Origin of the sequence: Amniculibacterium sp. G2-70 (genome assembly GCF_014353055.1) — a bacterium.
Classification (GTDB): domain Bacteria; phylum Bacteroidota; class Bacteroidia; order Flavobacteriales; family Weeksellaceae; genus Amniculibacterium; species Amniculibacterium aquaticum.
The window spans coordinates 1,205,781-1,224,978 of sequence record NZ_CP060698.1; the positions used below are offsets into that span (position 1 = coordinate 1,205,781).

19 protein-coding genes are annotated in these 19,198 nt (G+C 38.1%); 13 read left to right on the forward strand and 6 right to left on the reverse strand.

The features are described from left to right. Window positions 1-20: 20 nt before the first annotated feature. From dprA to H9Q20_RS05505, 3 genes are all read left to right on the forward strand, one after another. The gene (gene dprA, locus H9Q20_RS05495; protein ID WP_187478473.1) at window positions 21-1,136 is read left to right on the forward strand and encodes a DNA-processing protein DprA; all 1,116 of its coding nucleotides are present in this window, start codon (window positions 21-23) and stop codon (window positions 1,134-1,136) included. Between the two features lie 171 nt (window positions 1,137-1,307). Next, on the forward strand, window positions 1,308-2,666 hold the full coding sequence (gene gdhA / locus H9Q20_RS05500) for an NADP-specific glutamate dehydrogenase (RefSeq protein WP_124639259.1): 1,359 nt from the start codon (window positions 1,308-1,310) through the stop codon (window positions 2,664-2,666). 91 nt (window positions 2,667-2,757) lie between these two features. Further along, window positions 2,758-2,970 carry a DUF3820 family protein gene (locus H9Q20_RS05505; protein WP_124639257.1) on the forward strand — a complete coding sequence of 71 codons (213 nt, stop codon included), beginning with the start codon at window positions 2,758-2,760 and terminating at the stop codon, window positions 2,968-2,970. A 7-nt stretch (window positions 2,971-2,977) separates the two neighbouring features. Here the strand turns inward: H9Q20_RS05505 and H9Q20_RS05510 are convergent, their stop codons facing one another. After that, a complete protein-coding gene (locus tag H9Q20_RS05510; RefSeq protein WP_124639255.1) occupies window positions 2,978-3,514 on the reverse strand; it encodes an RNA methyltransferase in 537 nt (178 codons plus the stop codon). 86 nt (window positions 3,515-3,600) lie between these two features. On the opposite strand from H9Q20_RS05510, the gene mutS reads away from it, so the two are divergent. After that, window positions 3,601-6,183, forward strand: a complete 2,583-nt coding sequence (gene mutS / locus H9Q20_RS05515) for a DNA mismatch repair protein MutS (protein ID WP_187478474.1) — start codon at window positions 3,601-3,603, stop codon at window positions 6,181-6,183. 89 nt (window positions 6,184-6,272) lie between these two features. Next, complete coding sequence (locus H9Q20_RS05520; protein WP_124639251.1) at window positions 6,273-6,908, forward strand: outer membrane beta-barrel protein; 636 nt, start codon at window positions 6,273-6,275, stop codon at window positions 6,906-6,908. 85 nt (window positions 6,909-6,993) lie between these two features. Here the strand turns inward: H9Q20_RS05520 and H9Q20_RS05525 are convergent, their stop codons facing one another. Then, a complete protein-coding gene (locus H9Q20_RS05525; RefSeq protein WP_187478475.1) occupies window positions 6,994-7,425 on the reverse strand; it encodes a nucleoside deaminase in 432 nt (143 codons plus the stop codon). Window positions 7,426-7,435: 10 nt separating this feature from the next. Then, window positions 7,436-8,068 (reverse strand): energy transducer TonB, encoded by a 633-nt coding sequence (locus tag H9Q20_RS05530; protein ID WP_124639247.1) that lies wholly within the window; start codon window positions 8,066-8,068, stop codon window positions 7,436-7,438. A 162-nt stretch (window positions 8,069-8,230) separates the two neighbouring features. Here H9Q20_RS05530 and fumC point away from each other — a divergent pair, with 162 nt between their 5' ends. Next, complete coding sequence (gene fumC, locus H9Q20_RS05535; protein ID WP_187478476.1) at window positions 8,231-9,622, forward strand: class II fumarate hydratase; 1,392 nt, start codon at window positions 8,231-8,233, stop codon at window positions 9,620-9,622. 109 nt (window positions 9,623-9,731) lie between these two features. Here fumC and rnpA read toward each other — a convergent pair whose 3' ends face one another. From rnpA to H9Q20_RS05550, 3 genes are read right to left on the reverse strand one after another with little or no spacing between them, the layout of a single operon-like run. Further along, window positions 9,732-10,127 (reverse strand): ribonuclease P protein component, encoded by a 396-nt coding sequence (gene rnpA / locus H9Q20_RS05540; protein ID WP_187478477.1) that lies wholly within the window; start codon window positions 10,125-10,127, stop codon window positions 9,732-9,734. Window position 10,128: 1 nt separating this feature from the next. Beyond that, window positions 10,129-10,857, reverse strand: coding sequence for a ThiF family adenylyltransferase (locus H9Q20_RS05545; protein WP_124639240.1), 729 nt, complete (start codon window positions 10,855-10,857; stop codon window positions 10,129-10,131). Further along, window positions 10,858-11,481 (reverse strand): TatD family hydrolase, encoded by a 624-nt coding sequence (locus H9Q20_RS05550; protein ID WP_187478478.1) that lies wholly within the window; start codon window positions 11,479-11,481, stop codon window positions 10,858-10,860. A gap of 84 nt (window positions 11,482-11,565) precedes the next feature. On the opposite strand from H9Q20_RS05550, the gene H9Q20_RS05555 reads away from it, so the two are divergent. From H9Q20_RS05555 to H9Q20_RS05585, 7 genes are all read left to right on the forward strand, one after another. Further along, the gene (locus H9Q20_RS05555; RefSeq protein ID WP_187478479.1) at window positions 11,566-12,195 is read left to right on the forward strand and encodes a TetR/AcrR family transcriptional regulator; all 630 of its coding nucleotides are present in this window, start codon (window positions 11,566-11,568) and stop codon (window positions 12,193-12,195) included. A gap of 109 nt (window positions 12,196-12,304) precedes the next feature. Then, a complete protein-coding gene (gene bamD / locus H9Q20_RS05560) occupies window positions 12,305-13,300 on the forward strand; it encodes an outer membrane protein assembly factor BamD (protein WP_124639233.1) in 996 nt (331 codons plus the stop codon). 32 nt (window positions 13,301-13,332) lie between these two features. After that, a complete protein-coding gene (locus tag H9Q20_RS05565; RefSeq protein WP_124639231.1) occupies window positions 13,333-13,656 on the forward strand; it encodes a DNA-directed RNA polymerase subunit omega in 324 nt (107 codons plus the stop codon). Window positions 13,657-13,760: 104 nt separating this feature from the next. Beyond that, a complete protein-coding gene (gene coaBC, locus H9Q20_RS05570; RefSeq protein ID WP_187478480.1) occupies window positions 13,761-14,963 on the forward strand; it encodes a bifunctional phosphopantothenoylcysteine decarboxylase/phosphopantothenate--cysteine ligase CoaBC in 1,203 nt (400 codons plus the stop codon). A 30-nt stretch (window positions 14,964-14,993) separates the two neighbouring features. Then, on the forward strand, window positions 14,994-15,896 hold the full coding sequence (locus H9Q20_RS05575; RefSeq protein ID WP_187478481.1) for a DUF4835 family protein: 903 nt from the start codon (window positions 14,994-14,996) through the stop codon (window positions 15,894-15,896). Between the two features lie 77 nt (window positions 15,897-15,973). Then, window positions 15,974-17,623, forward strand: a complete 1,650-nt coding sequence (locus H9Q20_RS05580; protein WP_187478482.1) for a DNA repair protein RecN — start codon at window positions 15,974-15,976, stop codon at window positions 17,621-17,623. Window positions 17,624-17,725: 102 nt separating this feature from the next. Next, a complete protein-coding gene (locus H9Q20_RS05585; RefSeq protein ID WP_124639223.1) occupies window positions 17,726-19,189 on the forward strand; it encodes a DUF5687 family protein in 1,464 nt (487 codons plus the stop codon). The last annotated feature ends 9 nt before the right edge of the window (window positions 19,190-19,198 follow it).

Consider the following 19,198-nt stretch of genomic DNA (forward strand, 5'->3'; position numbering starts at 1 on the left):
TTTTGAATAAAAATACGCAAATGTTTACCGATGAACACCTCTATTCCATTGCTTTACGAAAGTGTGCATTAATTGGCGATATCAATTTTCACAAATTGGTTTCTAAGTTCGGAAGTGCACAAGAGATTTGGAAAACCTCACACAGCAACTTAGGCAAAATGAATGGTTTAGGCAGGAAAACCATTGCCGAAATTGGCAATACCGAACATCTGAAATTTGCAGAAAAAGAATTAACATTTTGCGAGAAAAACGCTGTTAAAATCTGGATTCGACACCAAAAAGACTTCCCAAAACTGCTGAACGAGTGCGACGACGCTCCGTCCATACTTTACCACAAAGGAAATTACGACGAAAGCTACAAATGCATTAGTATGGTAGGGACGCGACATGTTACCTCCTACGGAAAAAATTTTGTCGAAAACTTCATCAGTTCTTTACCCAATTGCAACATAAAAACCGTCAGCGGATTGGCCGTAGGAGCCGACACCGAAGTACATGAGCAATCCATAAAACACAACAGACCCACCATTGCCGTTCTAGCACATGGCTTTCAAACGCTGTATCCGTCCAAAAATAAATTTCTTGCAGAAAAAATCCTCGAACACGGAGGCATGCTCATCACCGAATTCAACTCGAGCCAGAAACCGGATCCTCAAAATTTCATACAAAGAAACCGCATTGTAGCAGGACTTTCTGAAGCCACCATCGTGGTCGAAACCGCCTTTGGAGGAGGCTCCATCAGTACCGTTTCGTTTGCCAACAACTACAACAGAGACATCTATGCCCTCCCCGGTCGCATTGGTGACAAATACAGTCAAGGATGCAACCAACTTATTGCACAAAATAAAGCCAGCACCATCTCCACCATCAACAATTTGATCGACAACCTAAACCTAACCACCAAAGAGTCGGTCAGTGAATTATTTCCTAAAAATACAACCCTAGAACTTAGTCCTTCTCAGCAAAAAATCTTTGATGCCGTATCTTCAAAAAATGACATTTCTTTGGATGAACTGTCTGAAATACTGCAAATTCCAGGGCATCAATTGTTAGGAAGCATCTTAGAGTTGGAATTGATGAACATCTTGAAATCTACCTCATCCAGACAATACCGCATCAATAAGAAATACAATTAACATAAAACCAATATTTCCTACATAAATTACCCTTTCCCAAACCATCCAAAGCTTTACTTACATTTAACCTAATTTTCACATGACAAAAATTAGATTATGATAAATGCAAATTTTCCTTGTCCATCCAAAAAAGAAATATAAATTTGTTTTATTAAAATTATTTAAAGCATAATGAACACACAGAATATTGAGCAGGAAATCCAAGATTTCATCTCTAGAATTGCTTCAAAAAATCCTAACGAGCCTGAATTTTTACAAGCCGTAAAAGAAGTTGCCCACACCGTTATCCCCTTCATCCACACCCATCCCAAATACAAAGGGATGAAACTTTTGGAAAGAATGGCAGAACCCGAAAGAACCATCATCTTCCGTGTACCGTGGATTGACGACAAAGGCGAAATACAAGTCAACAGAGGGTTCAGAATCCAAATGAATTCCGCCATTGGCCCGTACAAAGGAGGACTGAGATTTCATCCTACGGTAAATCTATCCGTTTTAAAATTTTTAGCCTTCGAACAAGTTTTCAAAAATTCCCTCACCACACTTCCGATGGGCGGTGGAAAAGGAGGTTCTGATTTTGATCCACAAGGGAAATCCGACATGGAAGTGATGCGCTTTTGCCAAGCATTTATGACAGAATTGTGCAAACACATTGGCCCAGAAACCGATGTCCCTGCCGGTGACATTGGAGTTGGAGCTAGAGAAATCGGTTATTTATTCGGTCAGTACAAAAAAATCCGAAACGAGTTTACCGGAGTACTAACCGGGAAAGGATTGGCTTATGGAGGATCCTTGATCCGTCCTGAGGCAACAGGTTACGGCGTTGTTTATTTCTGCGAACAAATGTTAGCAACCAAAGGCGAAAAAATTGCTGGAAAAACCTTCGCCGTTTCCGGATTTGGAAATGTAGCTTGGGGCGTAATAAAAAAAGTGAACGATTTGGGCGGGAAAGTCCTTACCATTTCCGGTCCGGACGGATACATCTATGATAAAGACGGTATTTCTGGTGAAAAAATCAATTATTTGCTAGAACTAAGAGACTCTGGAAACAATAGAGCCGAAGATTATGTTAAAAAATATCCATCGGCTGAATTTCATGCTGGAAAAAGACCTTGGGAGGTAAAATGCGATGTCGCCATTCCTTCAGCAACACAAAACGAATTGAACTTGGACGATGCCAAACAATTGGTTGCCAACGGTTGCATCTGTTTAACAGAAGCAGCCAATATGCCATCGACCTTAGACGCTATTGAGCATTTCATTTCAAACAAAGTGCTTTTCAGCCCGGGCAAAGCCTCCAATGCGGGTGGCGTAGCAACTTCCGGATTGGAAATGACCCAAAATTCCATCCGTCTAAACTGGTCTTCAGAAGAGGTTGACCACAGATTGCACGAAATTATGGTCGGCATTCACAATGCGTGTATGGAATACGGAAAAGAACCTGATGGCTATGTAAATTATGTAAAAGGAGCAAACATTGCTGGTTTTGTAAAAGTTGCCGAAGCCATGCTGGCACAAGGCGTTGTATAAGACACCATCAAAATAATTTTTGTGGTTATCTCCAAAAGAGATGGCCACATTTTTTATATTTTTACCCCAGAAAAAAAATATCTCCCTGCAGATGGATCCAAAAATTTTAGAAGAAATCGTACAAGTAAAAATGCCTTTCGGAAAATACAAAGGTCGAATCCTGGCCGACCTGCCGGTATCTTATCTGGAATGGTTTCTGAGAAACGGAGGTTTTCCTGCTGGAAAATTGGGCATGCAACTTCACACCGTTTACGAAATAAAACTCAACGGATTAGAAGACTTGCTACGACCGCTTAGAAAATAACCGCCAATTATCTCAATCCTTTAAAAAACTCCCAAATTACAATTCCCCCACAGACTGAAACATTTAAAGAATGTTTGGTTCCTAATTGCGGAATCTCCAAACAACAGTCGGAAACAGAAATGGCCTCGTCCGAAACTCCATCCACTTCATTTCCCAAAACCACAGCATATTTTTTAGTTTTATCGATACCGAACTCATCAATCATCTTAGAATTGTTGGTTTGCTCGATGGCCAGTATCTCATAGCCTTCAGCTTTCAAATCGTTGATGGCATCCTTGGTTTCTTCAACAAAACACCAATCGACGCTTTCCGTTGCGCCCAATGCTGCTTTATGAATCTCTCGATGTGGCGGTTGCGGAGTTATGCCACAAAGTATAATTTTTTCCACCAAAAAAGCATCGGCCGTTCTGAAAACCGCTCCTACATTGTGCATGCTTCGGATATTGTCCATCAAAATAACCAAAGGGATTTTGGCGGTATTTTTAAAGGCTTCCACATCTATTCTGCCCAATTCTTCTAACTTCAGCTTCTTTGTCGATTGCATTTTTTCGTATTTTTGGCAAAATTAAGTTTTTAACCTTCAACCTAAAAAAATTCATAGAGAGTTTTTTTGAAAAGAGATGTAAAATTATGGCAAAAGAAAAGAAAGAAACCCCACTTATGAAGCAGTACAATGGCATAAAAGCCAAATATCCCGATGCGGTATTGCTGTTTCGTGTGGGCGATTTTTACGAAACTTTCGGATCCGATGCCGTAAGAGCAGCACAAATTTTGGGTATTACCCTTACCAAAAGAGGCATTGGTGAGGAGAACACAGAGCTTGCCGGTTTCCCACACCATTCTTTGGATACATATTTGCCCAAGCTGGTTAGAGCGGGACTTCGCGTTGCCATTTGCGACCAATTGGAAGATCCGAAAATGGTAAAAGGCATTGTCAAACGAGGAGTTACGGAATTGGTTACCCCTGGAGTTACCTTCAACGATCAGGTGTTAAGTTCGAAAAAAAATAATTTTCTTCTTTCGCTTCATCATGAAAAAGGAAAATACGGAATAGCTTTGGTTGATATTTCTACCGGTGAATTTTTAGTTTCCGAAGGCAATTTGGAAAAACTGTTGCACTTGGTACACACTTTCGACCCTAGTGAGATCATCTACCAAAGAAGCACACCTCTTCCCGAGCAACTGAAAGCGAAAAATTTCTTTAAGCTCGAAGATTGGGCCTATCAATACAACTATGCTTACGAAAAGCTGACCTTGCACTTCAAGACCAAGTCACTGAAAGGTTTCGGTGTAGAAAATCTTCTTCTAGCCATAACGGCTGCAGGAGCGGTTTTTGCATATCTGGTAGAAGACACACACCACGCTTTGCTGCAACACATCACCAAGATTTCCGTTGTCCCTCAAGACGATCTTTTGATGATGGATCAATTCACACTCAGAAATTTAGAAATCATCTACCCAAGCAATCCTCAGGGAAAATCTTTGTTGGACATTATTGACAAGACCACAACTCCGATGGGCGGTCGCTTGTTGAGAAGAAGATTGGTTATGCCTCTGAAATCGGTAAACGAAATCAACCGAAGACTGAATCTTATAGAGTTTTTCAATAAAAATGAAGATTTAAAATTTGAAATTTCAGATCACCTGAAGACCATTTCTGACCTAGACCGATTGATGGGAAAATTAGCCGCCGAAAAAATCAATCCAAAAGAAATGGGCTACCTTCGTCAGTCGCTCATCAGCATTCAGTCCATTCGACAGTTGCTCAGCACTCACCACGATCTTATGGCTTGGATAGAACCGCTGAACCAACTTCAGGATCTGATCGACTATCTGTCCAATCGATTGAATGAAGAGCTCCCCATCAACATCAACAAAGGAAATGTTATAAAACCTGGGGTTGACGAAGAATTGGATCGACTGAGAAACCTGCAAGGAAGTGGAAAAAATTATTTAGAAGAAATGTGCCAAAGAGAAATTGAAAACACAGGAATTTCTTCCTTGAAGATCGATTTCAACAATGTTTTTGGTTATTATATCGAAGTTAGAAACACGCACAAAGACAAAGTCCCAAGCGAATGGATCCGCAAGCAGACTTTGGTCAATGCCGAACGATACATTACCGAAGAACTTAAAGAATACGAAAGTCAGATTTTGGGTGCCGAAGAAAAAATTTCGGTTTTAGAAGGCGAATTGTACAGAAAAATTTGCACCGAGGCCATGATTCACATCGACTTTATCCAACAAAATTCGCAAATCATCGCCCAATGGGATGTGGCTTTGGGATTTTCTGAGCTTGCCCAACACCAAGGTTATACCAAACCCATTTTGAATGATGGTTTTGCCATTGACCTAAAAGAAGCCCGACATCCGATTATAGAAAACACACTTCCGCTTGGCGAAAAATACATCCCAAACGATATATTTTTGGACAAAGACTCACAACAAATCCTCATGGTTACCGGTCCGAACATGGCTGGTAAATCGGCCATATTGCGACAAACGGCATTGGTCTGTCTATTGGCACAGGTTGGCTCATTTGTCCCGGCAAAAAATGCTGAAATTGGTGTATTGGACAAGATTTTCACCCGTGTAGGAGCTACGGACAACATCTCTTCTGGCGAATCTACTTTTATGGTGGAAATGAACGAGGCCGCAAACATCCTGAACAACATCTCGGACAGAAGCTTGATTCTTTTGGACGAAATAGGTCGTGGAACCTCCACCTACGATGGGGTATCCATCGCTTGGGCCATTGCAGAATATTTACACGAACAAACGGTACAACCCAAAACCCTATTTGCCACGCATTATCACGAGCTAAATGAAATGGCGGTAAGTTTTGAAAGAATTAAAAATTTTCATGTGTCCATACAGGAAAACAAAGGAAACATCATTTTCCTAAGAAAATTGGTTTCCGGTGGTAGCGAACACAGCTTTGGTATCCATGTTGCAAAATTAGCCGGCATGCCTTCTAAAGTCGTACACCGAGCCGAAGAAATTTTAAAAACTTTAGAAAACAGCCGAAGTAAAAAGGGCAAAGACAAGATAAAGAAAGTAACGGAAGAAAACCTTCAGCTTTCCTTTTTTCAATTGGACGATCCCGTTTTAGAAAACATTCGAGAAGAACTGACCAAAATAGACATCAATACGCTAACACCAATAGAAGCCTTGATGAAATTGAATGCCATAAAAAAAATGATCGGAAAATAGTTTCTTCGTTCAAAAAAGTTTTATTCCAATGAGAAAAATATTAAATTTGATTTATCCACTCAAACAAAAAAATCAAATATATTTGGATCATGAAAAACTATAAAAATTTGAACTTCAAAATATTTTTAACCATGGCCTTATGTGTATTTTCTAATAAAGCCACCTCACAAACAAACGAAATCATAAACCCAAAAGGAAAATGGTTTTTTGGAGGCGAAATGGGTTTGAATGCAATAATTTCTGTCCATCCGAGCAGAATGACTTCTTTTCAAGCGGGTCTTTTAGCAGAATATTATTTTGCAAAAAATTGGTCTGTTAACGGTAGAATAAAATATTTTGAAACAGGAGTGATCCATGAAAACAATTCTACACATGGTCAGTTTGAAGGAGCAGTACTATCGCTTCCCTTAAATTTAATTTGGAAATATCGGATAATAAAAAACTTTAGCGGAAATTTTAAATTGGGATTTGCATTGAACCAAGAAATAAAAAGCAATTACGATTATCCTTCAAACGAGAAAACGGATTATTCAAAGTTTTATGGTTCTTTTAATCCAGGATTGGGATTTAACTATTTTATTTCGGACAAAACAGCAGTCTTTATGAATTATGAGGTTTTTATTTTAGGCAATAACAGAACAGAAAACAATATGCTTAAATTAACGCCAAATTCTCCAAACAACAGTTTATTCAATATTGGAATAAAACATGATTTCTTGTTCTAAGCACTAAAAACAACGCATTGATCCTCTTAAAAATTTAAAATCAATTTCTTTTTCTTTCTAAAAGCAATCAAAAAGCAGCAATTTCCTATCGTTTATTTTTAAAAAAATCTTTGATGATTGCGGAACATTCATCTTCTAAAACTCCATGGACGATTTCTGTTTTGGGATGCAAGGAAAGTCCTTTTGCCAAGAAACCACGATGCTGGTCTCTGGCACCAATAACCACTTTGGATATTTGCGACCAAGACAATGCCCCTGCACACATCACACAAGGTTCTAGAGTGACATAAAGTGTACAATTAATCAAATACTTTCCGCCTAAAAAATGGGCTGCTGAAGTTATGGCCTGCATTTCTGCATGGGCAGTTACATCGTTCAGCATTTCGGTTAGGTTATGACCTCTTGCAATAATTCTGTTATCAAAAACCACCACACAACCCACTGGAATTTCGCCCTTTTCCAAGGCGACTAAGGCTTCCTGATAGGCTTGTTTCATAAAATATTCGTCGGTAAACATCTTCAAAAAATTAATCAAATCGCATGGACAACGGCATCTTGAATCGGTATCTCACCGGATTTTTATCAATGATGGCCGGTGAAAATTTATTGGGTAAAAGGTACATCGCAATTTCTGCTTGTCGGTTAAAAATGGAATTGTCGCCCACGGCATTTACCTGAGTAATTTCACCGGATTTGTCCACAATAAAATCAATTTCGGTTTGCACAAACTTTTGATTTTCGTCCACATTATCAAAATAAAGCAAACTGGCAACTTGTTTTCTAAGCTCGTTCATCCCACCAGGATATTCAGCCGGAATTTCGCCTTTAGGCAATCGTCCTCCTTCTTTCACGAAAGTTTGAGCCAAATCCTGCTCGGATTTTGGATGCAGAATTTCATTGTTTTTCACCTTAATCAAGATGTTTACGAATTCGACATTCTGTACGCTATCCATCTTCACCATAAATTCGGCAAAAGTCTTTTTAATTTCAACTTTCTTGTAATTATCAGGTTCTTCATCAAACTTTTTCTTAAACGATTGCCCCAACAAATAGCGCTGATAATCAAAATAACCTTTGGCTTTTTTAAATTCTTCATTCTGCTGAGAAAAAACAAAATTCCCCAACAGCGATAAAATCAATAGAAACAGTTTGTACTTCACAAATTCAATTTAAACCCGTAAAAATACAAAGAAATCTTGGAAAACTCACTCTTTACCTAAAATCAATACTCATTTAAAAATCAAAACTTTAGCATTGATTTAACAAATAAATAAAAATGACAAATCCATGAAAATCTTCTTAAATTTATAAAAAATATTACGATGAATTACAGAACAGAACACGATACAATGGGCGAGGTGAAAGTCCCTGCCGATAAATTTTGGGGTGCACAAACCGAAAGATCCAGAACCAACTTTAAAATCGGCCCTGAAGCATCCATGCCACACGAAATTATTGAAGCCTTTGCCATTTTAAAAAAAGCAGCCGCACACACCAACACCGATTTGGGCGTTTTAAGTCCCGACAAAAGAGATTGTATATCCGCAGTCTGTGACGAAATTTTGGAGGGAAAACTCAACGATCAATTTCCACTGGTCGTTTGGCAAACCGGATCCGGAACACAGAGCAATATGAATGTAAATGAAGTTATTGCCAACAAATCCCACTGCAACAACGGTGGTAAGTTGGGTGAAAAACCTGACATCCACCCGAACGACGATGTCAACAAGTCCCAATCTTCCAACGATACATTTCCAACGGCCATGCACATTGCAGCGTATAAAAAAGTTGTGGAAACCACTTTGCCGGCTTTGGAAAATCTAACTAAAACCCTGCAAAAAAAAGTCATTGACTTTCAAGATATTGTAAAAATCGGAAGAACCCACCTGATGGACGCCACTCCTCTAACTCTGGGACAGGAATTTTCAGGCTATGTTGCACAACTGAAACACGCCAAAAAGGCCATTAAAAACACACTTCCACATCTTAGCGAATTGGCTTTGGGCGGGACTGCCGTAGGTACCGGACTGAACACACCGAAAGGTTACGATGTAAAAGTAGCTGAATACATTGCTCAATTTACCGCTTTGCCCTTTGTTACTGCTGCTAACAAATTTGAAGCATTGGCGGCACACGATGCCTTAGTCGAAACGCACGGCGCACTGAAACAATTGGCGGTATCGCTATTTAAAATAGCACAAGACATTCGGCTGTTGGCTTCTGGGCCTCGCTCCGGAATTGGAGAAATTTATATTCCGGAAAACGAACCGGGATCGTCCATCATGCCGGGAAAAGTAAATCCCACACAAAATGAGGCCCTGACCATGGTTTGCGCCCAAGTTTTAGGAAACGACACCACCATTTCTTTCGCAGGCACCCAAGGAAATTATGAACTCAATGTTTTCAAACCGGTGATGGCCTACAATTTTTTGCAGTCTGCACAATTATTGGGCGATGCCATGACTTCCTTCAACGAACATTGCGCTGTAGGAATAGAAGCCAATCGGAAAAGGATAAAAGAATTGGTGGACAAATCTCTGATGTTGGTTACAGCCCTCAACACGCATATTGGATATGAAAATGCTGCAAAAATCGCAAAAACCGCCCATAAAAACGGAACTACCCTAAAAGAAGAAGCTGTTAATCTGGGATTATTGACTGCAGAACAATTTGATCTTTGGGTAAATCCTGAAGATATGGTAGGTAAAGATTAGACCAGAATCTGTATGATAAAAAATGAGCATTCTAAAGATGCAACACTCGAGTCATTCCCAATCAATAAAGGGAAATAAGACCTAGGAAGAAACGCAAGAAATGGGTTTGTTAGACTGAAGTAGAAGCTGTTCTGGTTTTAGCTACTTTTTCGCATATTTTTTTAAATTCTACCAGAACATCTTCTTGTTTTTTGGGAAGTTCTTTAGAAATCCAAAACAACATGGTCAAAGTCGTTTCACCAAAAGAAGCGGTGTACAAATCTTTGTTCAACCTGTAGCATTCGCGCAATAACCTTTTTATGCGGTTTCTGTCCACCGCTTTTTTGAAATAGCGTTTGGATACACAGACTCCAAATTTTCCTTGTTCTGGATTTTCCAATTTATTTTCATAAAAAACCACCCTCAGGTAATGATGGGTTTTCCATTTTCCTTTCTCAAAAAGCAATCCCAATTCTTTTTTTTGCTTGAGCTTTTCTACTCTGGAATATGTCGTACTTGTTTCCATGTTATTTCTTTTTAGAAATGTAATTGATGACTTCTGCTGCAGCATGAAGCCCAAAAAGTGCCGGCATAAAACTGACGGTGCCGTAATAGGATTTTTTGAACTGGCTGCCATCGGTCATCTTCAGACTGTCTTCTTGTTGCAGTTCGGTAGAAAAAACACATTTGAATCCTTTGGTGATGCTGTATTCCCTTTTCAACCGTTTGCGGATTTGCTTGGCAAGATAGCAATTGTTCGTTTTGCTAATGTCTCTAACCATGACTTGGCTAGGATCCGTTTTCCCACCGGCTCCCATGGCCGAAATAATTTTTACTTTTCTGTTTCTACATGCTTTGATAAGGGTGAGTTTGGGCAAAACACTGTCGATGCAGTCCAAAACATAATCGTATTTCTTTTCGTCCAAAACTTTCTCCATGTCTTCTGGATTCAAAAACTGGAAAATGGTTTTTAAATTCAGCTCGGGGTTTATTTCCAACAACCGGTTTTCAAGAACATTCACTTTTGGCAGTCCAACGGTCGAATGCAAAGCAGGAAGTTGTCTGTTGATGTTGGTTTTGTCCACCACATCGCCATCCACAATGGTCAGATTGCCCACTCCGGCTCTTGCAAGAAATTCTGCTGCAAAGGCTCCTACTCCGCCCAGTCCTACAACCAAAATTTGTGCACGGATTAGTTTTTCTAAACCCTCTTTTTTTATGAGCAATTCGGTTCTTTCCAGCCAATCGGTATTCATTTATTTGATGGTATTTTCTAAATTTTTTTGAATTTGATTTTGAAGTTCTTCCACAGATATTGATTTTATATCCGCTACCTTTTGATAAAGTTCAACGATTTCGAAGTCGGAATCATCGGTTTCTAAAAATATTTTTTCTAATGGAACTTCTTTTATAACAAGTTGCAAAGATACACGGTTCAGAACTGCTTTTCCAAAACTTAGAGAAAAACCATGGGACAAAAGTTCTTGGGCAAGTGCATTTTTTTTGTTAAATCCATGAATAACCATTTGGACTTTACTCTTTTTTCCCAACGCAATGGTTTCCGAAAAAGAACGAACACAATGGATGATGATGGGCTTTTGTATTTCGTTGGCCCAATCGATTTGTGCTTCGAACACCGATTTTTGGAGTTCAAAATCGACAGCAATCAATCGGTCCAATCCACATTCTCCAATGGCTTTACAGTTTTTGTCGGCACTGATGTCTTTTACGACCTGCAAATTTTTTTTCCAATTTTCATCAATATCCTTTGGATGCAATCCGATAGAAAAAGGTTTTGTAAAAACATCTTCAAGAATGTTTGCGTTATAAAGTCCTGATTTTTTTTGAGGATGGTGATGGTGGAAATCGAATAAAAACATAATCAAATTTACAAAAATGAAAGAATAATTCAATTGAAATTTGCATATGCTATGAAAATGATTACTTTTACAAAAACTATTTGAATGGACGCTAGATTTTCAGAAAAACAAATTCATATTTTGGAAGTTGCAGAAGAGCTAATTGCTCAAAAAGGATTTGAAGGAACCTCGGTAAGAGAGATCTGTACCAAAGCTCAGGTCAATGTAGCCATGATTTCGTATTATTTTGGGTCAAAAGAAAAAATGATGGGAAGTCTATATCAATTACGGGTGCAAAAAACAAGACAGAATTTTAAAGAATTTTCTGAAATTATCAAGGACGGGAATCCGGAAATGCAGTTTAAAGAAATCATAAAATTCGTTACCAAGCAATTGTTTAAGTACAGCTATTTTCATGGCTTCGTGACTCAAGAACTTCGTGCTGGAGATGATTTGAAATCCGAATTGACCGAATTTTATAAAGTTACGGTTAATAAATTGGACGAGTTGGTGCAAAGAGGAGTAGCGACCGGTGTGTTCACCCATGCTCCTAAGGCAGAAGACATGCTCACCATCATACTGGGATCGACATTATTTGTTATCAGGAATAAGAATTTTTACCAAGAATATGTTCCTCATAAAAATGAGCAATCGTATTTGGCAGAAGCCGAAAAGAAAGTTTGTACCAGCATTTTATTATCTCTTTTTGCATCATTAGGCTACCATCAATCCTAATAAATTCATTAAAAATCATTAAAATAAAAGGTTAGGAGAAAAAAAAGTATATTTTTGCAAAATCAATATTGATTACTATTAAAAATAAAAAATCTTTCGGGAAAATATTATGAAAAAATACATCATGGTCATTTTTGCGGCATTCACTCTTACAGCATGCAGTAGAGATCAGGAAAAAGCGATGAAAAGTGCCGATAAAAATTTCATTTTGAAGGTGGCTAATGAAAAATTTGCAAAGAAAAAATGGAGAGATGCGTTGTCTCTTTATGACCGATTGAGCAATTTAGTAGCTGGAACCGATGATTATCCGAATGTATTGTACAACCAAGCGTACGCCAACTATTACGACAAGGCTTATAGAATTGCGGGAGCTCAATTCAAGAGTTTTACCGTAAACTTCCCTAAAGATCCTAGAAAAGAAGAAACGGCATACATGTCAGCTTTGTGCTATTACCAAGGCAGCATGGAGTACAATTTGGACCAATCCAGCACCAAGTCGGCAATCAACGAGTTGCAAGATTTCTTAAACACATATCCCAATTCTGAAAAATCAAAAAACATCAGTTCATTGATTGATGAATTGTCATACAAGCTTGAATTTAAGGCTTATGAAAGCGCCAGACAATATTATAAAATGGGCGAGTACAAAGCTGCGTCGGTTACATTTGAAAATGTTTTAGACGATTTTCCAAGCACCAAACTAAGACCTCAGATTTATGATTATATTCTAAAATCAAAATACGAATTGGCCATCAATTCCATTTACGATTTAAAAGAAGAACGACTGAAAAGCGCCCTTGCTTTTGCTAAAACCGTAGAAAAAGAATTTCCAAATACAGATCTTGCAAAAACAGCAGTGAGTACCACCGAAAAACTGACTAAGGAAAGCGAAAAGTTTGCCCAGTTGCAAAAGGATGTTGAGAAAAGAAGAGCAGCTCTAACCGAAAAACAAAAGAAATTAGCCGACAATGAAGCCGAAAAATTAAAAACGGAACAACAGCTTAGAGATCAGATGTCAGCAGAGAAAAGAGCTCAACAAACTTTGAGAGACTCTGCCAAAATTGCAACACCGGCACCAAATGTAACCTTGCCAATTAAAAAATAATTATTAACTTTGCAACCTTAAATTGTTTAACAATGAGCGTAAAGGACACTAAAGCAGAACTAAGTACAATAACTTACGATAGAGATAAGATTGAAGAAAAAGTAGGCTCCATCTATGAGGCTATCGTGATTATGGGAAAAAGAGCAGAACAGATCAATGCAGAAATCCGTTCGGAACTTCATGCAAAGTTGGACGAGTTTGCGGTTCATAATTCTACTTTGGAAGAAGTTTTTGAAAACAGAGAACAAATCGAAATCTCTAAGCATTACGAAAGACTTCCAAAACCAACATCCATCGCCGTTAGAGAATGGCTGGATGACGAAGTATACTTCAGAAAAACAGAAGAGAAAAACTAATTTTTCTTCCTCAAGATATCTCCGAACAAGGCTTACTTGTTCGGATTTTTTTTTGCATAAAAGCATTCAAAAAAAATATGTAAATTCGTACAATTAATTTGTCTATGAGCTTTTCAGGAAAAAAAATTCTCATTTTAGTAACAGGAGGTATCGCCGCATATAAAATCAACACTTTGGTTCGTGATTTTGTAAAGGAAAATGCCGAAGTTCAGGTTTTGATGACTCCAGATGCACAAAAATTTGTTTCAGCATTAACCCTGTCTACCCTCTCCAAAAAACCAGTATTTACGGAGTTTTATGGCGATAACGGCACTTGGAATTCTCATGTAGAAATGGCACTGTGGGCCGATTTGATTTTGGTAGCTCCATGTACGGCAAATACTTTGGCCAAAATGGTAAATGGACTCTGCGACAATTTGGTGATGGCAACCTATCTTTCAGCGAAGTGCCCGGTTTTTATTGCTCCTGCAATGGATTTGGACATGTACCAACATCCTTCAACGAATATAAATTTAGAAAAAGCCAAACAATTTGGACACCATATTATCCCTGCTGAGCATGGCGAATTGGCAAGTGGACTTATTGGCCAAGGACGAATGTCCGAGCCGCACACCATATTGGAAGTTATCGGAAAATATTTCAATTCTAAACACTCGCAACTAAGCGGAAAAAAAATCCTCATTACGGCTGGTCCAACCTATGAGGCGATAGATCCTGTGCGATTTATTGGAAATCATTCCTCCGGGAAAATGGGTTTTTCTCTGGCAAAAGAAGCCGCAGAAAGAGGTGCTTTGGTCACTTTGGTATCCGGGCCCACAACATTATCCATTGAACATCCCAATATAAAACTTATCCGTGTGACTTCGGCAAAAGAAATGCTGACGGAGGTTATGGAAGTTTTTGATTCTGTAGATGTTGCAATAGCCTCTGCGGCAGTTGCGGATTACACTCCAAAAGTGGTTGCTCAAGAAAAAATTAAGAAAAATGAAGATTCGTTTACCATAGAATTGGTGAAGAATCCGGATATTTTGAAAACCATGGGCCAGCAAAAAAAACATCAGATTCTGGTAGGATTTGCTCTAGAAACTCAGAATGAAATGGCCAATGCCAAAGGAAAATTGGAGAAGAAAAATCTAGACATGATCGTATTAAATTCCCTAAGAGACGAAGGCGCTGGCTTCCAGAAAGATACCAATAAAATAAATTTAATTACCAAAGACGAAATCGTAACCTTTGATTTGAAACCCAAAACTGAGGTGGCTAAAGATATTTTGGATGCTGTAGAGGCTAGGATGGAAAATAAATAAGCCGGATTTTCGTTTATAAAGCATATTATTATGATAAAAATACTCTTCGTTTTTAGTCTTTTGTTTTTTAGTTCTCAGGCTTTTGCCCAGGAATTGATGGCACAAGTACAAGTAACTGCGCCAACTTTGGGTGGCAGCAATCAGCAGGTGTACAAAAGTTTGGAGAAAAGCCTTAAAGACTTCATCAACAATACCAGTTGGACCGGAAAAAAGTTGCAGAATTTTGAAAAAATAAAATGTAACTTTTCGATTATTGTAGCAGAAAGGGACGGCAATCGCTACAAAGGCAGCATTGTGGTACAGTCCGTTCGGCCGGTTTTTGGATCAACTTACGAATCGCCCATTCTTAATCTTAACGACACCCGATTTGGTTTTGAATACATTGAAAATGAAAATCTTATATTCAACGAAAGACAGTTTTCAGGAAAAAATTTAATTGATGTTATTTCCTTTTACATTTATTTGGTGATCGGATACGATGCCGATTCCTTTCAAGAAAAAGGTGGAAACCAATGGTTTTTAAAGGCTCAGCAAATTGCTCAAAATTCACAAAATAGAAATTACGAAAACTGGGCACCTATGGACGGACCAAAATCCCGTGGTTCTTTGATTAATGAAATTCTAAATCCCAATTACGACTCTTTTCGTGGGATGTTTTATGCCTACCACAGAGCAGGCTTGGACAATTTACACAACCAAGATCCTGCACCTGCAAAAAAAATAATCGCTGATCAGCTGAACAAGCTTCGATTTTATGAAAATAACTTTCAACAAAGTTATCCCATCAACCTTTTTATTGATGCCAAGAGCGATGAGATTTTTAACATTTTCGATTCCAATAACAACGGAGCGGTCAATATGGGCGAGCTGAAACAACTGATGATGCTCTTTGCACCAAAATACATCGACTCCAAGTGGAATAAATGGAAATAAGCAGCTCAGTATTTGTACAATCTATAAAAACCTAATATTTTTGTAAAGCTTTTCATTTTAAAGCTTTATATTTCTCTATGCTTTCACGAATTTTTATACAGAATTTTGCACTTATCGACTCCCTAGAAATCCACTTGAACCGCGGGCTTCAGGTAATCACAGGAGAAACAGGAGCTGGAAAATCCATCATCTTGGGAGCTTTGCGCCTATTGATGGGCGAAAGGGTGGACGCGAAAGCCATACAAAACACCGAAGCCAAAAGCATTGTAGAAGGCGAATTTCGTTTGCAAAATAATCTGATCCCTTTTTTCGAAAAAAACGATTTGGATTTTGAATCCTCTACCATCATCCGAAGAGAGATCTTGGTCAATGGGAAATCCAGAGCGTTCATCAACGATGTCCCAACGACTTTGGATGTTTTGAAATCCCTGTCCGAACAGATCATTGACATCCATTCTCAATTTGAAACATCGCATCTTTTTTCAGAAAAATTCCAATTCGAAATTATTGACGGTTTGGGAAATAATTTTGAAAATCTAGGTGAATATCAAAAGGAATTCAGTCATTTTTTAGGACTTAAAAAGACATTGGACCAACTGAAAAATCTATTGTTGGAAGGCACGAATGATGTCGATTATAAAAATTTTCTATTGGACGAACTTCTTTCAGCAGATTTGGACACTTTGAATATAGAAGAACTTGAAAGTCAATTGTCCCTGTATGAAAATGCAGAAATCATTGTTGAAAACCTTAACGACATCTTCTCCAGAACCGATCAAGACGAAGTAGGTGTGATAGATGCCTTGTTGGAAATAAAAAATAAACTCACAAAAACAGCAGAACTTTCGCATCAGTTTTCTGAAAACCAAGAACGAATGGAGACTCTCTTTTTGGAATTTAAAGATCTGATTTTTGACCTTCAAAATAAAGCCGAAAAAGTTGAAGTTAGCCCAGAGATTTTATTAAAATTGAATGAAAGATTAAGCTTGGTGAATGGGCTTATGCAGAAACACAGAGTGAATTCTGTAGAAGAGTTAATCGAGATTCGAGACAGAATACAATCCGAACAATCCAATTTTGACGATCTGCAATCCAACATCGAGAATGCTGAAAAAGAACTGAAAAAATGTGACGATAGGCTTGAAAAACAAGCTGTACTTCTTAGTGAAATCAGAAAAAAGAACATCCCTGTTTTCAAGAACAAAATAGAAACTTTGCTGCAAAAATTGGGCCTGGAAAAAGCAAAATTGGATGTAGAACTTACCCCGACCAAAGACTTTAATTTGTTTGGAAAAGAGAAAATACAAATTCTTTTTCAGGCCAATTCGGGTTTTGCTCTTAAGCCCATACAATCGGCAATCTCCGGAGGCGAAAGAAGTCGTGTGATGCTGGCTGTGAAAAAAATCATGGCTGAAAACACCGATTTGCCGACCCTAATTTTGGATGAAATCGATACGGGAGTTTCCGGTAAAGTTGCCGACGAAATCGGAAAGGTCATGCAAGAAATGTCTCAAGATATGCAACTGATTGTTATCTCTCATCTGGCACAAGTGGCAGCCAAAGGAAATGACAATTATAAAGTTGTAAAATCAGAAATAGACGGCAAAACACGATCCAACATCGTGGTGCTAACCAAAGACGAGAAACTAAAAGAAATAGCCCAGCTCCTTTCGGGTTCTGTAATTACAGATGCTGCAATGAAACAAGCTGAGGAATTGATGAAATAGTTTGTAATACCGATTAAGATTTCTTTTTTGAAATCCTTTTTCAGTTATGTTTTATTTGACTTTCGCCTGTTTTTTTTGCATATTTGTAGTTAAAATGCAAAAATGTTCTTAAAGTTATTCAAGTTAGAGTTTAAAGGCCTTTTTCGATCTCCACAATTTTTAGCAAGTGTATTGTCCAAGATCATGATTAGTTTTGTCATGATTTATTTTTCTTTCATCTTAATTGGAGGTGCTTTTGCTTTATATTATGCCTCCATCGAAGAAGGGCAAGATCCTGTAAAGCTGTTTTCAAAGTATTTTATTGTGTATCTGGCGTTTGATCTTTTGGTAAAATATTTCATGCAACAAATGCCCACACAAAACATAAAACCATTACTGTGTCAGAACATTTCAAAAAACACTATTGTAGGACACACCATCTTCAAGATTGCTGCCTCATTTCTTTCTTGGGCATTTTTACTTTTCATTATTCCGTTTACGGTTTTGTTGGTTATCGACTCCGATTACAGTACCGTTGGGGTATTGTGTCTTGTTGTTTCCTCAATTCTATTGGTGTTCAACAATGTTTTGATCAACATCGTTATTAACAAAAACAATCTGTTTTTGTACTCGGTATTGGGGGTTATTGCTTTGGCAACATTGGCTCAATATTTTGGATATTTTGATTTTTTAGGCGCATCAGAAACTGTATTTATGGCTATTTACAATCAAAAGTTTTGGTTGCCGATGCTTGTTGTCGTATTCATTTTTAATGCACAATTTGTTTTTAAGTTAATCAAAAGAAATTTGTATCTGGATAAAGGTTTGGAAATGAAAAAAGCAGTCGGAAAAACCGAGAACATTGCTTTTCTCCAAAGATTTGGGAAGATGGGTATTTTCATTGGCAACGACATTCGCATGATCAAGCGTAGCAAAATGGCAAGATCAGCAGTTTTGGGTTCTTTATTCTTCCTTTTTTATGGATTTCTTATGTTTTCGCCAGGATACAACAACGATTTCATGAAAATTTTTATGGGATTGTTTGTTACCGGTGGCTTCATGTTTACTTTTGGGCAAAGGGTTCCGGCTTGGGACTCGTCCTATTATCCATTTATGATGACGCAAAACATCCCATACAAAGGCTACTTAAAAGCAAAATGGTCGTTGTCGGTTTTTGCAATAGGGGTTGCAATGCTATTTTCGTTGATCTATGCATTTGTTAGTTGGGAGCTTTTTTTCACCATTTTTGCCGCCGGATTGTACAATTTAGGGGTCAATTCTTACATGACGCTTTTTGCCGGTGCCTACAATAAAAAAGCCATAGACCTTAACTCGACCAAGAAAGCATTCGCTGGAGGAAGCAATAATTTCAACCTAAAAATTATGTTGTTGCTCATTCCACAAATGCTGTTGCCGATGGTAGTTTTCTCAAGTGTCAAATATTTTTTCTCCATTACGCCAGCCGTTATTACTCTTGGAGCTTTGGGATTAATAGGATTTTTGTTGAGAGATAAAATTTTCGAACTTATTGTTAAAGTTTACAAAACAGAAAAATATTCGACCATAGCCGCATTCAAACAGGATTAACCCTTAAAA

What these genes read in the sequence shown, in the direction of transcription:
- dprA (WP_187478473.1), top strand. Translation starts at nt 21, where the DNA reads ATGTTTACCGATGAACACCTCTATTCCATTGCTTTACGAAAGTGTGCA.
- gdhA (WP_124639259.1), top strand. Translation starts at nt 1,308, where the DNA reads ATGAACACACAGAATATTGAGCAGGAAATCCAAGATTTCATCTCTAGA.
- H9Q20_RS05505 (WP_124639257.1), top strand. Translation starts at nt 2,758, where the DNA reads ATGGATCCAAAAATTTTAGAAGAAATCGTACAAGTAAAAATGCCTTTC.
- H9Q20_RS05510 (WP_124639255.1), bottom strand. Translation starts at nt 3,514, where the DNA reads ATGCAATCGACAAAGAAGCTGAAGTTAGAAGAATTGGGCAGAATAGAT.
- mutS (WP_187478474.1), top strand. Translation starts at nt 3,601, where the DNA reads ATGGCAAAAGAAAAGAAAGAAACCCCACTTATGAAGCAGTACAATGGC.
- H9Q20_RS05520 (WP_124639251.1), top strand. Translation starts at nt 6,273, where the DNA reads ATGAAAAACTATAAAAATTTGAACTTCAAAATATTTTTAACCATGGCC.
- H9Q20_RS05525 (WP_187478475.1), bottom strand. Translation starts at nt 7,425, where the DNA reads ATGTTTACCGACGAATATTTTATGAAACAAGCCTATCAGGAAGCCTTA.
- fumC (WP_187478476.1), top strand. Translation starts at nt 8,231, where the DNA reads ATGAATTACAGAACAGAACACGATACAATGGGCGAGGTGAAAGTCCCT.
- rnpA (WP_187478477.1), bottom strand. Translation starts at nt 10,127, where the DNA reads ATGGAAACAAGTACGACATATTCCAGAGTAGAAAAGCTCAAGCAAAAA.
- H9Q20_RS05545 (WP_124639240.1), bottom strand. Translation starts at nt 10,857, where the DNA reads ATGAATACCGATTGGCTGGAAAGAACCGAATTGCTCATAAAAAAAGAG.
- H9Q20_RS05550 (WP_187478478.1), bottom strand. Translation starts at nt 11,481, where the DNA reads ATGTTTTTATTCGATTTCCACCATCACCATCCTCAAAAAAAATCAGGA.
- H9Q20_RS05555 (WP_187478479.1), top strand. Translation starts at nt 11,566, where the DNA reads ATGGACGCTAGATTTTCAGAAAAACAAATTCATATTTTGGAAGTTGCA.
- bamD (WP_124639233.1), top strand. Translation starts at nt 12,305, where the DNA reads ATGAAAAAATACATCATGGTCATTTTTGCGGCATTCACTCTTACAGCA.
- H9Q20_RS05565 (WP_124639231.1), top strand. Translation starts at nt 13,333, where the DNA reads ATGAGCGTAAAGGACACTAAAGCAGAACTAAGTACAATAACTTACGAT.
- coaBC (WP_187478480.1), top strand. Translation starts at nt 13,761, where the DNA reads ATGAGCTTTTCAGGAAAAAAAATTCTCATTTTAGTAACAGGAGGTATC.
- H9Q20_RS05575 (WP_187478481.1), top strand. Translation starts at nt 14,994, where the DNA reads ATGATAAAAATACTCTTCGTTTTTAGTCTTTTGTTTTTTAGTTCTCAG.
- H9Q20_RS05580 (WP_187478482.1), top strand. Translation starts at nt 15,974, where the DNA reads ATGCTTTCACGAATTTTTATACAGAATTTTGCACTTATCGACTCCCTA.
- H9Q20_RS05585 (WP_124639223.1), top strand. Translation starts at nt 17,726, where the DNA reads ATGTTCTTAAAGTTATTCAAGTTAGAGTTTAAAGGCCTTTTTCGATCT.